Origin of the sequence: Pseudoalteromonas sp. MQS005, assembly GCF_001661605.1 — a bacterium.
Taxonomy (GTDB): Bacteria; Pseudomonadota; Gammaproteobacteria; order Enterobacterales; family Alteromonadaceae; genus Pseudoalteromonas; species Pseudoalteromonas tetraodonis.
In genome coordinates this window covers 54,023-67,912 of record NZ_LYRQ01000005.1, presented here as the reverse complement: position 1 = coordinate 67,912, position 13,890 = coordinate 54,023, and the positions used below count along the sequence as shown (strand labels likewise).

The window sequence follows — 13,890 nt, the reverse complement described above, 5'->3', positions numbered from 1 at the left end:
TAAATTATGTGGTATTTCGCGTGGATTTTAGGTGTATTACTTGCCTGTACCTTAGGCGTAATAAATGTAATGTGGTATGAGTTTCATCAAAATAAAAACAGCATTGCTGATGATGAACAAGCCACCCATGATTTATTAAACGAGCATAATACAACTCATAATGACGACTAACCCCCGACCTAATCGCGCGCAGCAACAGTCTCTGCGCGCTTTTTTAAAGCAGCAAAGTAAGCCGGCAGCAATGTGGTTAAAGCTAAGCATTGCCCTAGGTACAGTTAATGCGATTTTAATGATTGCAGGCGCTTATTTACTTGCACAAACCATTCATGATGTGATGTTTGAAGGGCGTAATTTAGCCCAAGTAACCCACTTTTTATGGCCTTTAGCGGGTATTATTTTACTGCGTGCCATTTTTTTAGCGTTAAGTGAGCGCTTAAGCGCATTTGCAGCGCTTAAAATCAAATCGGCTATTCGCCAAACTTTACTCGATAAACTCACGCTACTTGGGCCAAGTTATATAGAGCAACACGGCCAAGGCGCTACGCTCAACACGCTGCACAATGGTGTAGAAGCTCTGCATGACTACTATGCAAAGTACTTACCAGGGGTTGCCTATAGTGCGCTTATTCCTCTGGCAATATTAGTGGTTATATTTCCGACCGATTATAAAGCGGGACTGATATTTTTATTAACCGCACCACTTATTCCGTTTTTTATGATTCTAGTTGGTCATAAGGCAGAAGCGCTTAACCAAAAGCGCTGGCAACAACTGGCGGTATTAGGCAACTACTTTTTTGACCGCATACAAGGGCTTACCCAACTAAAATTGTTTAATGCTACGCGCAAAGAGCTAAAGCAAATAGCCCAAATTTCAGATGATTTTAGGCATGCAACGCTAAGCGTGTTAAAAATTGCTTTTTTATCTTCTTTTGCACTGGAGTTTTTAGCCACAATTAGTGTGGCACTGGTAGCGGTTATTATTGGTTTTAGATTATTTTTTGGCACGCTCGATTTTGCAACCGGCTTTGTAGTATTGCTGCTAGCGCCTGAATTTTACTTACCGCTTCGCCAATTAGGCAGCCATTATCATGCGCGCTTACAAGGAATTAGTGCTGCTGCAGATATGCTAATCATTTTAAATGCACCACTGCCATCAAAAAATAATAACCACACAGCTCATATAAACATGGAGGGTAACAGCACTATCAGCGTCCATGATCTCAATTTTAGTTACCCTAATAGCAATGAGGGAATTAATAATATTAATTTAACCCTGCCAAGCACAGGACTAGTAGCCATTGTGGGAGCTAGCGGCTCAGGTAAGAGCACCCTACTTGATTGCATGCTTGGTTTTCACCCAGAAGTAATACAACACATATCCATTGACCAACAACCATTGACGACAGCCGATATAAGCCAATTACAACAAAACATTGCCTGGATCCCACAAAAGCCAACCTTATTTTACGACACCATTGGCGCTAATATAAAGCTAGGTAACCCAGGCGTTTCAAATGCAGCACTTGAGCAGGCGGCGCAGCAAGCTGGTGCGCTGGAATTTATTAACGACTTACCTGATGGGTTTAACACATTAATAGGTGAACAAGGCGAAGGGCTCTCTGGAGGACAAAAGCAGCGTATTGCTTTAGCTCGTGCATTTTTAAAAAACGCCCCTATTTTAATGCTTGATGAGCCAACCGCTCATTTAGACAGTCAAACTGAACAGCTCATTCAAAACGCTATCGCTGAGTATGCAAAAGAACACTTAGTGATCATCATAGCGCACCGCTTAAATACAGTAAGAAATGCCAAACAACTTATCGTTATGGAAAACGGTGCCATCGCTCAGCAAGGCGACTTTATAACGCTCAGCCAGCAAGCTGGCGAATTTGCAAAGCTGCTGCAAACAGCGCAACATGGAGCGACTAATGACTAACTTTATTCGTTTACTTAAATTGTGCCGCCCTCATTATAAAGCGATGCTTCTAGGGACGTTTCTAGCGTCACTCACGGTGCTAGCTAATGTAGGCTTACTCGCTATTTCCGGCTGGTTTTTAGCTTCTATGGCTGCCGCAGGAATTGCAGGCGTCCATATGAACTACTTTACCCCAGCTGGCACCATTCGTTTTTTGGCGATTGTGCGCACCGCTTCACGTTACGCTGAACGCTTAGTTACTCACAACGCCACATTTTTATTGTTAAGTGAAATACGAGTAAATATGTTCGCCACACTCAGTAAACTTAATAATCTTGATTTGGCTATGAGCCGCAGTGCCGATTTAGTTAACCGCTTACAAAATGATGTAGACGCACTAGATAAATTTTATTTAAATGTGTTGCTGCCGATGTTGGTAGCCTTACTCACTGTGCCTATTATTATGCTGTTTATGTCTGCTTACAGCCCAAGTGTAGCCTTAATTTGCTTTACGGGTATCGTTGTTATTGGGGTGGTTATACCCGCTATATTGAGCAGACAATTAGATAAAAACAGCCACCAAGAAACATTACTCAGCGCCCAATTAAGAGCTGAGCTATCTGATACCTTAACGGGTCTTAGAGAACTAAATATTTACCAAGCTCGAAACCAACAACTCACTAAGTGTGATCAGTTAAGTAAGCAGTATAACCAGCAATTATTTATTCGTCATAAGGCTCTTGGCAATGCTGATGGTTTGAGCTTACTCATAGTGCAACTGGCTATGCTCGCCAGCATTGTCACTATTGTGCCGCTGGTGTTTAGCGCCGAGATGGTAAATGTTGAATTGGCGATGTTGAGTTTGTTTGTACTGGCCAGTTTTGAAAGCGTATTGTTACTACCCAACGCGTTTATTGAACTACCTAATGTATTAAAAGCAGCCGAGCGACTATTTACCCTTGAAGATAAAGTACTGAATAAAAACGAGATACCTTCACAGGTTATTGATTCAAACAATAAAAAATGGACACTTTCGCTAGATAAAATTAGCTACCATTATGGCCAAAAGCAGGCATTAAATAATGTGAGTTTTGAACTACCTGCAAAGCATAAAGTGGCGATTGTTGGTAGAAGCGGCAGTGGTAAAACAACCTTAGTGAATTTACTCAGCGGTTTATGGCCTCTGCAACAAGGTGCAATTAGCTTACAAAGCGAAAAAGAAACAATAAACCTGCATAATTTAAATAATGAAAGCCGTGCAAAAACATTAAATATTTTAGCGCAACAGCATCATATTTTTGATGGTACATTAAGCGATAATCTTGCCTATGCGGCACCTGATGCAACACCGCAACAAATGACAGCGGCGTTAAAACAAGCCAAGCTGGGTAACTGGTTTAGCGCGCTAAAAGAAGGCTTAAATACTCGTTTAGGTACAGGGGGACGCAGTGTCTCTCAAGGCCAGTCAAGACGCATTGCCTTGGCACAAGCGCTGCTGCAACAACCCGCCATTGTAGTGCTCGATGAACCCACTGAAGGGCTCGATAATATTTCTAAACAAGCCGTTATGAACAGTATTTTACAGCTAAAAGAGCATGCTAGTGTATTAACAATTACTCATGATCCAGCGTTGTTATCGCAAATGGATAGTGTCATCTGGCTAGACAGTGGACAAATCATCGCTCAAGGTTCACATCAACAATTGCTCAATGAACACCCTGACTATGTGGCGTTAACGACCCGCTTTTAGTCCTTAGCAGTATTACTTTTATCAATAACGGTGACCGTTACATCAATAACGCCGACTTTAGGGTCGGCTATTTTTTTAAACATCGCCTTAGATAAATCAATAATTCGCCCCCGAATATAAGGCCCCCTGTCATTAATTCTGACCACTACAGACTTATTATTAGCAATATTGGTAACTTTCACTTTTGTACCAAATGGGAGTCTTAGGTGCGCAGCCGTTGCCGCCTGTTGGCTAAAACGTTCGCCATTAGCCGTGGTTCTGCCATGATATTTGTCTGCATAGAATGATGCTTTACCTCGCTCTGACATATCACTTTGTTGATTAATTATTTGCCTTGGCGCAGTACTACAAGCAGTTAACATAACCAATAGCATTGAAAGCAATACTAACTTTATCCGTTTCATTATTAATACTTTATAGGAAAATGTGTAGGGAGTGTAATAAGGTAAGCCTGAGTAGAGACTGAATTTAATAAACATAGCAACATGCACTTCATGGCTGAGTTATTAATCAAATATCAGCTAATAAAAAACCACCTTGATTACTCAAAGGTGGTTTTTTTATAAATTAAAATGCTCTTTATTAACGCACGATACCGCGCTCTGAGCTTTTAACAAAATCAATCATCAGCTGCACAGCAGGGTATTTTTCAGCGTCTTCTGAAAGCGATTCTATCGCTTCATCAACGCCTAGGCTCTTACGATAAAACGCCTTGTATGCGCGGCGTACTGCCATTATCTCATCGCTTTCAAAACCACGGCGTTTCATGCCTTCGGTATTGATTGCAGCAGGACCTGCTGGCATACCAATGGTGGTAACAAAAGGAGGTACGTCTTTATTTACACCAGAATACATACCAACAAATGCATGAGCACCAATTTTACAAAATTGATGCACACCTGAGTTACCCGCTAAAATAACCCAATCACCAACATGAACGTGACCCGCTACACTGGCATTATTTGCAAAAATAACGTTATCGCCAATCACCGCATCGTGTGCAACGTGAGTGTAAGCCATAAATAAGTTATTGCTACCTATTTTGGTAACACCTTCATCTTGGATTGTACCGCGATGAATAGTCGCACATTCACGAATAACATTATTGTCGCCAATAATTAAGCTTGTTGGTTCGTTGTTATATTTTTTGTCTTGGCAGGCTTCGCCCACAGAAGCAAACTGAAAAATATGGTTACCAGAGCCAATAGTAGCAGGCCCTTTAACAACAACGTGAGACTCAATAATACAGTCATCACCAATAACAACATCATTACCGATGTAACTGTATGGTCCAACTGACACATTGTTACCAAGTTTTGCACCCGGTTCGATTATTGCCGTAGCATGGATCACAATTAAAACTCTCTTCTAGCACACATGATTTCGGCGCTACACACTGTTTTGCCGTCAACTTTAGCTTCAGCCGCAAATTTCCATATGTTACGACGCTCTTTTAAAAACTTAACATGAAGATGCATGGTATCACCTGGCACAACCGGCTGCTTAAAACGAGCATTGTCTACGGCTGCAAATAGGTAAAGTTCGTTTTCACTACGATTTTCAACCGTTTTAAACCCTAATAGACCCGTTGCTTGTGCCATTGACTCTAATATTAACACACCAGGAAAAATCGGCTGGTTTGGGAAATGGCCGGTGAAAATGGGTTCATTAATCGATACGTTTTTAATTGCATGTAACGATTCACCAGGGGTGAAATCTATAACGCGATCAATCAGTAGCATCGGGTAACGGTGCGGTAATAAACTTAAAATTTCTTGAATATCAAGGCTATTTAATTCGTTTGCCAAAATAGCATCCTTATTAGTGTTCAACGTTCATGACTTATTCAATGCTTCAAGCGCTTTTAGACGTGACTTCATGTCTGAAAGGTTACGCAAATGAGCAATTGATTTTCGCCATTCTTTGTTAGTCGTATGAGGCATACCGGATGAGTAAATACCCGGTTCGGTGATTGATTTAGTCACCATACTCATACCAGTAATTATAACACCATCACATACAGACATGTGACCGTTAATTGCGGTCATGCCGCCAATCTGGCAATTTTTACCTATGCTGACACTGCCTGCAAGTACAGTACAACCGGCAATTGCAGTGCCTGACTGAACTTCAACGTTGTGTGCTATTTGACACTGATTATCAATAATAACGTTACTGTGAATAATAGTATCATCGAGTGCACCACGATCTATGGTGGTGCTTGCACCAATTTCGACTTTATCGCCAATGATCACTGAGCCTAGTTGTGGAATTTTAAGCCACTGACCACGTTCATTCGCATAACCAAAACCGTCGCTGCCAATAACAGTATTCGCTTGAAATAAACAGTCTGCGCCAATCTCAACATCATGATAAACGCTCACACTTGACCATAGTTTGGTGCCTGAGCCTATTTTAACACGTTCACCAATAAAACTGTTCGGACCAATTTGTACGTTATCGCCAATCACAGCGTCAGCTTCAATTACAACATTCGCGCCTATGGCTGCGCTTTTACTGACTTGCGCACTGGCATGTATAACCGCACTTGGGTGTATACCACTAATGGCACTACGTGGCGTGGTATCCATTAACTGAGCGAGTTTGGCGTAATTCACATACGGATTGGCGACGATGATTTTGTTGCCTGAAAAATAAGGCGCATCCTCAGGACTCAGTATCATAGCACTGGCTTGTGTTGTTTCAAGCTGAGAGCGATATTTCTTGTTCGCTAAAAATGCAATATGCCCAGTCTGGGCATTTGCAAGTGTTGCTATTTTTTTAATTTCTAAAGCGCCATCACCTTGTAGCTCGGCGCTTAGAAGTTCCGCAATTTGCGAAAGCGTATAATTTTGCATAGATTAATTATTTCTTACTTACAGCGTCTACAACTTTTTCAGAAAGATCAGTTACTTCTTTAGGGTTAAAGTAAATTGTTGTGTCTTTTACTTTAACTTCGTCGAAGTCGCCTTTTTTAGCAATCTCTTGGATTGTTTCAATGATTAGAGTCTGAACTTTAGCCAACTCTTGATTTTGGCGTGATTTAATTTCTTGCTCTAGAGGACGACCTTTTTCAGCAAGATTTTTTTGCATACCTTGAATTTTATCACGTAATGCGTCTTTTTGGTCTTGACTCATTGTAGTGCTTTCACGCTTAAACTTTTCAGCTTCAAAGCGAATGTCACCTTGTAACTTTTCAAGCTCTTGACGACGCTCTGCAAACTCAGTTTGCAGAGACTGTTCAATTTTAGCCATTTGTGGAAGCTGCTTGTAGATTTCTTGCATATCTACAATACCCACTTTATGAGCAAAAGCGTTAACTGATGTACCCATCATAAGTGTAGCTAAAACGGCAACTGCTGTTGATTTGAATAATTTTTTCACAATAAACTCCTTTAGAAAGTGTTACTAATATTAAAACTGATGGTCTTGGTATCGTCATCTTCTTCTTTTTGCAACGGATACGCAAAGCTGATCAGCATCGGACCCATAGGTGAGATCCACTGTAATGATAAACCGGTTGCAACCCTAAAGCGCATTGGGTCTGAGTAGTCATCTAATTTTGCACGCTCATCAATCCCTAAGTTTTGATAGCGATCAACACTGAATTCGGTATCCCATACGTTGGCAGCGTCAACAAAGAAACTCGTTCGCACTGAACTAGTATTTTCTTCATCTAAGAATGGAGTAGGTACAATAAGCTCCATACCTGCCACTGCTTTAGCATTACCACCAATACGACCTTGTGGTATTAGCACGTCAAACTCTGACGCCCCACCAATGTTGCCTGTGGTTGTGCCATCACCTGATGGCGTACCTGGTATTGATTGCGGTATACGCGAAACAGCACGCGGTAAAATGGTATTTCTATCAAAGCCACGTAATTCCATTTCAGTGATACGGAAGTATTCTTGGAACGGTAAAGTTTGATCATAGCCATTGGTAGAGCCATAACCATTACCATAACCTAATGCAGCACGCGTTGAGAAAACCCAACGATGATCGTTAGAAATCGGCCAGTAAAAACGCGAGTCATAATTTAATTTAAAGTACTGTAAATCAGAGTTTGGCGTTGTGGCTGTTAAGTTTAATGTTTGTCGTGAACCTGCCGTTGGGAATAAACCACGGTTAACTGTAAGACGTGACCAACCAACACTTAGCTCGTACTTTGTAAATTCAAAGCCCGCATCTGGATTTTCTGGATCTAAGAAGGTTTCACGTAGTACACGTGTTTGCTCATATTCAGCAATATCAGACAATTGTTCTTCTATCCAACGTGCGCCAAAGTTAATACGGTTAATGGCATCAATTGGGAAACCAATGTTTGTCCCTAACCCATAACTTTTTGACTTATAGTCAATCAAGCTAAACTGACTGGCATCGTAGTTACTGTAAAAGATACTGCTGCCCTGCGATACGCCATCCGGCGTAAAGTAAGGGTCGGTATACGATACACTGACACGCTCAGAACCGCGTGAAGTATTAATATTAAAGCCAATTTGGTTACCTGTGCCTAAAAAGTTAGACTCGGTTACACCAATATTAAACTGCAGACCTAAGTATGAGCCATAGGCAAGACCGGCATTGAAGCTGCCCGCAGATTGCTCTTTAACAGTAAAGTCAACGTCTACTTGGTCATCAACACCTGGAACTGGCACCACATTAAAATCAACGGTTTCCATATAAGGTAAACGTTGAATTTGTAGTTTAGAACGCTCTAGGTTTTGATTAGATAACCATGCACCTTCAAGCTGTGTCATTTCACGGCGCAGTACTTCATCAGCCGTGTTTTGGTTACCACCTACAATAATTCGACGAACATACACACGCTTGCCTGGGTCAACCGACAGAGTCAATTGTACTTCTTGGTTCTCGTCATCAATTTCTGGAATCGTACGTACTTCAGCATTGGCGTAACCAAAACGCGCCAAGTAGCTTTTAATAAATTCTTCTGATGAGGTAACCACTGATCCGTTATAAAGCTCGCCTGTACGCAGTGGAATAACACTTTTTATTAATTCTTCACGACCGAGTAAATCACCGATGAAATCAAAGCCTTTCACTTTGTATTTAACGCCTTCGGTAATATTTGCCGTTACATAAACAGACTCACGTTCAGGGCTAACTGATACTTGAGTTGAGTCAATATTAAAGCGTAAATAGCCACGGTCTAAATAAAAGCTGCGAATTTTTTCTAAATCGCCTTCAATGGTTTGTTTTTGATAGCGGTCGCTACCCATAAACTGCCACCATGGTAAGTCTTGCTGCGACTCAACTAGTTGCAATAACTCTTCGTTTGAGAAAAGCTCATTACCCACTAAGTTAATTTGACGAATGGAGGCTGCATCGCCCTCGTCAAACTCAAGTCTTAATTTAACGCGATTACGTGGTAATTTAGTGACACTGATATCCACTTTTGCATTGTATTTACCAATACTGTGAAAAAATTCAATCAGGCCTTTTTCGATATTATCGATTACCGTTTTATCAAGCGGCTCGCCTTGGCGAATATCTTGTTGATCGAGTGACTGATTTAACTGCTCATCTTTTATGTCTTTATTGCCTTCAAATTCAATAAAGCTAATGGTTGGACGTTCAGTTACTTTAAAAATAACGTTATTACCATCACGTAACGCTTTTATATTGTCAAAGTGACCAGAGCGATAAAGTGACTTAATTGTTTTTGAAATTGTATATTCATCAACATTGTCGCCCACGTTAATAGGAATATGCGTTAATGCAGCACCAAGTGCGACACGTTGCAATCCCTCAACTTTTAAATCTTCAACAATAAAGGAGTTTTGGCCTAGGGCTGCAAAGCTTGCACCCAATAAACTTGAAACTACCAAATGTTTTTTTATAGCCATTTTATTATCTTTATCCTTTACAACTGTATTACCGCTTAGCATCGAAAATTAAATATTTACGAGCTTTACAATCGTGTTCTAATTTGTCGTTACCACGCTTACATAACTACAAGCGCGATACATCATTGAACAAAGCGAAACATGTTAGAAAAATGAGTAGCAAGGCCCCCACTTTAAAACCAAACTCTTGTGTCTTTTCAGAGACTGGCTTTTTACGAAAAAGTTCAATTATGTAATACATTAAGTGCCCACCATCAAGCACTGGCAGAGGAAGTAAATTAAATACTCCCAAGTTAACGCTTATCAAAGCTAAAAAGCTTAAAAATGCGACTAATCCATAACTAACACTGGTGCCGGCGCCTACGGCTATGCCGACGGGTCCACTTAGGTTTTTAACCGACACCTGGCCTGTTATTAAGTTACCTATCATGTCAAAACTCAGCGTAATTAAACGCCATGTTTCTTTTGTGCCCAGCACAATACTATCTAGTGGCCCATAATGTCTAGTCTCTACAAAATCATCAGGCCACTGCTCTACAACGGGAGCAACACCCAAAAAGCCTTGCTCTATGCCATTACTGACGACCCGGCTCTTTGGAGTAACTGTTATTGTTTTTATACTATCTTGTCTTTTTACACTAAATTGTAAGGATTTGTTAGCCGATTGAGTAATAAGATTAACTAATTGCTGCCAACTGCTCATTGTTTCACCATTCACAGCTAAAATAACGTCGTCAACCTGTAAATTAGCCTGTTCAGCAGCTGAGTTTTTAGTAATAGCGGCAATAACCAAGGTTGCCTGAGGACGAAACGGTACAATACCTAACGAACTGAGCGGCGGTACATCTTGTTGATCAAGCTTCCAACCATCTAGGTTAAGCGTTTGCACTGTTTGCTGATAATTTTCGTTACGTAAGGTTACGGCAACGCTTTTATCACCTAAATGAGACATCAAAGAAAAGGTCGCATCTTGCCAATTACTTATGTCGTCATCACCAATTTTAATAATTTGCTGGGTTGGCATAATACCGGCTTGTTCAGCTCGGCTGCCTTCAACAACACTACCCACAACTGGTTTTATGGTTTGCACACCTACCATGTACATCACCGCTAAAGCAAAAATAGCGAACAAAAAGTTCGCCATCGGCCCTGCTGCCACAATGGCTATGCGGGCTTGAACTGATTTAGCATTAAACGATAAATGACGTTGATTGGCAGGCACTTCATCAACACGCTCGTCGAGCATTTTCACGTATCCGCCCAGCGGGATTGCCGCAATAACGTACTCAGTATTATATTTATCGTGCCATTTTAGTAAGGGTTTACCAAAACCAATTGAAAAGCGCAGTACCTTTACACCCGCTTTACGCGCAACCCAAAAATGACCATATTCATGAACGGTCACTAGAATGCCTAGTGCGAGTATAAACGAACCTAAATTCCAAAAAAAATCGAACATATCAATGCACCACTTTTGTTATAAACTGCGCAGCGCTGATGCGTGCTAAACGGTCACACTCTAAAATTTCATCGAGAGTTTTCGCATCAGTAAATTGTGCGGCGTCTAATGTTTGCGCATTCACTTTATAAATATCCGTAAACCTAATCTGCCCCTGTAAAAACGCATTGACTGCAATCTCATTTGCCGCATTAACGGTGGTGGTGGCTCCTTGGCCTGCATCACAGGCTGCAATTGCAAGCTTTAAATTGGGGTAACGCGAGAAATCAGGTTTGGTAAACGAAAAATCACAAATATCAGAAAAATTTAACGGCTTGACACCCGCATCAATGCGCTCTGGATACGCAAGTGCATGCGCTATCGGGGTGCGCATATCAGGGTTACCCATTTGCGCTAAAATAGAGCCATCTTGGTATTGCACCATCGAATGAATAATACTTTGAGGATGAATCACCACATCAATATCGTTTGCATCACAGTTAAATAACCATTTTGCCTCAATAAACTCTAAGCCTTTGTTCATCATCGTAGCTGAGTCAACTGATATTTTTTGCCCCATAGACCAATTAGGATGAGCAACAGCTTCACTGACGCTAACGGTGTTAAGGGTATTGATATCGCGATTTAAAAACGGGCCACCTGAGCCAGTTAATAAAATTTTGCTAACCCCGTGTTGCCCAAGCTTTGCTTGCCCTTGGGTATTTTGTAAAGCACTAGGTAAACACTGAAAAATAGCATTATGCTCGCTGTCGATGGGTAATAAAGTTGCTTGATGCTTTTTAACTTTATCAATGAATAACTGACCCGACATCACCAGTGACTCTTTGTTGGCAAGCAATACTTTTTTGCCCGCTTCAACAGCGCTCAAGGTAGGTAGTAATCCGGCTGCACCGACAATCGCTGACATAACCGTATCAACATCACCATGAGCACAGAGCTCACTCATGGCTTTCTCGCCATGCATTACTTGCGTTTTACTCTCATGCTTTAAAAGCGCAGAAAGCTGCTTAGCCGCCGATTCAGATGCCATTACAGCATAACGAGGCTGGTGAGCTATACACAGTTCAGCCATTTTTTTTGCATTTTGTCCTGCGGTCAATGCAAAAACTTTAAATTGCTGTTGGTTTCTTGCAACAACATCTAACGTGCTAAGACCTATCGACCCCGTCGCACCCAAAATAACCAGTTGTTGCACAGCACTCATAAGCTAAGCGTCCAAGCAAAGCAAATAACAAACATCGGTGCTGCCGCAGTTAAACTATCAATACGGTCTAAAATACCACCGTGTCCTGGTAAGCAACTGCCGCTATCTTTAAGTCCCGCTTCGCGCTTAAACATACTCTCAAGTAAATCACCTACCGCAGAAAACAAGGCAATAAACGCTGTCATAACTGCATAAATAGGCCATACAGAGGTATCAACGTTAGTGTAATAACAAAAAGCTAGTACAAATAACACCGCAGCAACCACGCCACCTGCGAGGCCTTCTATGGTTTTATTTGGACTAACTTTAGGCATTAACTTATGTTTACCAAAACTTTTACCTGTAAAGTAAGCGCCTATATCGGCACTCCATACAATGCCTAATACAACTAAAATGAGCATAGAGCCATAGTGAGTAGATTCCGTATATTGCGCACTACGCAGTGTGTTAAGTGCAAGCCATAGCGGTACTAAGGTCAACAAACCAGCAATGCCGCGCATCACAAGCCCTTCGTTCCACCCTTTCGCCATAGCAGGGTAACGCCACACTAAGTAACTGGCTACCAACCACCAAGAAAACGACAAGGTAAATAAGTAATTAGCATCGCCTACAAGTTGACCATCTTGCCATAGAGTCTCTATAGGCCAATGCAAATTGAGTAACCCTAGTAATACTGCCACTAATAACACGAAGGCGCCACGTTTTAGCTTATCGCATAGTCCCATAAAGGCAGACCATTCCCACGCGCCCATTAATACAATAGCACCCGCAAAATAACTAAATAACGTTAGTGGGGTGTAAAAAACCAAAGCCAGTGCTAATGGCGCTAGCACTAGTGAGGTTAAAATACGTTGTTTTAACAAAATGATGACCCTTAATCTATTTTAGGTTTGAGCGAGTAATTGTTTTATTTGTTCGCCCGTGCAACCAAAACGTCGCTCTCTGGCAACGTAACATGCAATGGCCTCTGCAAAAGCAGCTTCATTAAAATCAGGCCAAAGTGTATTTGTGAAATAAAGTTCAGCGTAGGCTGCCTGCCAAAGTAAAAAGTTACTAATTCTGACATCGCCACCGGTACGGATCAATAAATCAGGCTGAGCTTGATCTGCCATACTCATATGCTGTGCAATATGTTCTTCTGTAATATCTGCTGGGTCAATTTCTCCATTCGCTACTTGTAAAGCAACTTGCTTAGCAGCGTGAGTCATATCCCAGCGACCACCGTAATTTGCCGCAACATTTAAGTGCAGCCCGGTATTGTTCGCTGTTAGTTCTTGAGCTGTATGTACTTTAGCGCGCAAGCTTTCAGAGAATCGAGATAAATCTCCAATGATGGTTAGTTTTACGTTATTTTTATGCAGCTTTTTAACTTCTTTACTCAGTACAAATAAAAAAAGCTCCATAAGTGTATTTACTTCGTCTTCAGGGCGGCGCCAGTTTTCACTACTAAAAGCAAATAAGGTTAACGATTGTATTCCTAATTTAGTACAAAACTGCACGGATTGACGAACTGCATCCACGCCTTTTTTATGCCCATATACACGAGGTCTATTTCTAGCTTGTGCCCAACGCCCGTTCCCATCCATGATGATGGCAACATGTTTAGGTAAACATTGCTGTGAAATTGTATCAGCGTCTAGAACCATAAATTTTGTGTATTCCATAAAAAAACGCCGCCTAGTATACCCCAGACGG

Annotated in this window: 13 protein-coding genes; 3 read left to right on the top strand and 10 right to left on the bottom strand. The window is 41.3% G+C overall.

The features are described from left to right. Positions 1 to 6 precede the first annotated feature (6 nt). The 3 genes from cydX to cydC are packed head-to-tail and all read left to right on the top strand — an operon-like array spanning position 7 to position 3,665. Positions 7 to 171 (top strand): cytochrome bd-I oxidase subunit CydX, encoded by a 165-nt coding sequence (gene cydX / locus A9479_RS03670; RefSeq protein WP_013465418.1) that lies wholly within the window; start codon positions 7 to 9, stop codon positions 169 to 171. Beyond that, a complete protein-coding gene (gene cydD, locus A9479_RS03665) occupies positions 161 to 1,936 on the top strand; it encodes a thiol reductant ABC exporter subunit CydD (protein ID WP_064662720.1) in 1,776 nt (591 codons plus the stop codon). Before cydX ends, cydD begins: the two co-directional genes overlap by 11 nt. Beyond that, complete coding sequence (gene cydC, locus A9479_RS03660) at positions 1,929 to 3,665, top strand: thiol reductant ABC exporter subunit CydC (protein ID WP_064662719.1); 1,737 nt, start codon at positions 1,929 to 1,931, stop codon at positions 3,663 to 3,665. Before cydD ends, cydC begins: the two co-directional genes overlap by 8 nt. Here the strand turns inward: cydC and A9479_RS03655 are convergent. From A9479_RS03655 to A9479_RS03610, 10 genes are all read right to left on the bottom strand, one after another. Then, positions 3,662 to 4,069, bottom strand: coding sequence for a septal ring lytic transglycosylase RlpA family protein (locus tag A9479_RS03655; RefSeq protein ID WP_013465421.1), 408 nt, complete (start codon positions 4,067 to 4,069; stop codon positions 3,662 to 3,664). The two genes, cydC and A9479_RS03655, sit on opposite strands and share 4 nt — an antisense overlap. Positions 4,070 to 4,247: 178 nt before the next feature. Further along, on the bottom strand, positions 4,248 to 5,018 hold the full coding sequence (lpxA, locus tag A9479_RS03650; protein ID WP_013465422.1) for an acyl-ACP--UDP-N-acetylglucosamine O-acyltransferase: 771 nt from the start codon (positions 5,016 to 5,018) through the stop codon (positions 4,248 to 4,250). Positions 5,019 to 5,020: 2 nt separating this feature from the next. Next, positions 5,021 to 5,473, bottom strand: a complete 453-nt coding sequence (fabZ, locus tag A9479_RS03645; protein WP_008110974.1) for a 3-hydroxyacyl-ACP dehydratase FabZ — start codon at positions 5,471 to 5,473, stop codon at positions 5,021 to 5,023. Between the two features lie 27 nt (positions 5,474 to 5,500). After that, on the bottom strand, positions 5,501 to 6,523 hold the full coding sequence (gene lpxD / locus A9479_RS03640; protein WP_064662718.1) for a UDP-3-O-(3-hydroxymyristoyl)glucosamine N-acyltransferase: 1,023 nt from the start codon (positions 6,521 to 6,523) through the stop codon (positions 5,501 to 5,503). 7 nt (positions 6,524 to 6,530) lie between these two features. Further along, positions 6,531 to 7,049 (bottom strand): OmpH family outer membrane protein, encoded by a 519-nt coding sequence (locus A9479_RS03635; RefSeq protein WP_008467513.1) that lies wholly within the window; start codon positions 7,047 to 7,049, stop codon positions 6,531 to 6,533. Between the two features lie 11 nt (positions 7,050 to 7,060). Continuing rightward, positions 7,061 to 9,532 carry an outer membrane protein assembly factor BamA gene (gene bamA / locus A9479_RS03630; protein WP_064662733.1) on the bottom strand — a complete coding sequence of 824 codons (2,472 nt, stop codon included), beginning with the start codon at positions 9,530 to 9,532 and terminating at the stop codon, positions 7,061 to 7,063. Between the two features lie 106 nt (positions 9,533 to 9,638). Then, positions 9,639 to 10,991, bottom strand: a complete 1,353-nt coding sequence (gene rseP, locus A9479_RS03625) for a sigma E protease regulator RseP (RefSeq protein ID WP_064662717.1) — start codon at positions 10,989 to 10,991, stop codon at positions 9,639 to 9,641. A 1-nt stretch (position 10,992) separates the two neighbouring features. Beyond that, positions 10,993 to 12,195 carry a 1-deoxy-D-xylulose-5-phosphate reductoisomerase gene (gene ispC, locus A9479_RS03620; protein WP_064662716.1) on the bottom strand — a complete coding sequence of 401 codons (1,203 nt, stop codon included), beginning with the start codon at positions 12,193 to 12,195 and terminating at the stop codon, positions 10,993 to 10,995. Then, positions 12,192 to 13,058 carry a phosphatidate cytidylyltransferase gene (locus A9479_RS03615; RefSeq protein WP_008110985.1) on the bottom strand — a complete coding sequence of 289 codons (867 nt, stop codon included), beginning with the start codon at positions 13,056 to 13,058 and terminating at the stop codon, positions 12,192 to 12,194. The genes ispC and A9479_RS03615 overlap by 4 nt, the downstream gene beginning before the upstream one ends. 21 nt (positions 13,059 to 13,079) lie before the next feature. Continuing rightward, the gene (locus A9479_RS03610; protein ID WP_008110986.1) at positions 13,080 to 13,859 is read right to left on the bottom strand and encodes an isoprenyl transferase; all 780 of its coding nucleotides are present in this window, start codon (positions 13,857 to 13,859) and stop codon (positions 13,080 to 13,082) included. Positions 13,860 to 13,890: the final 31 nt, after the last annotated feature.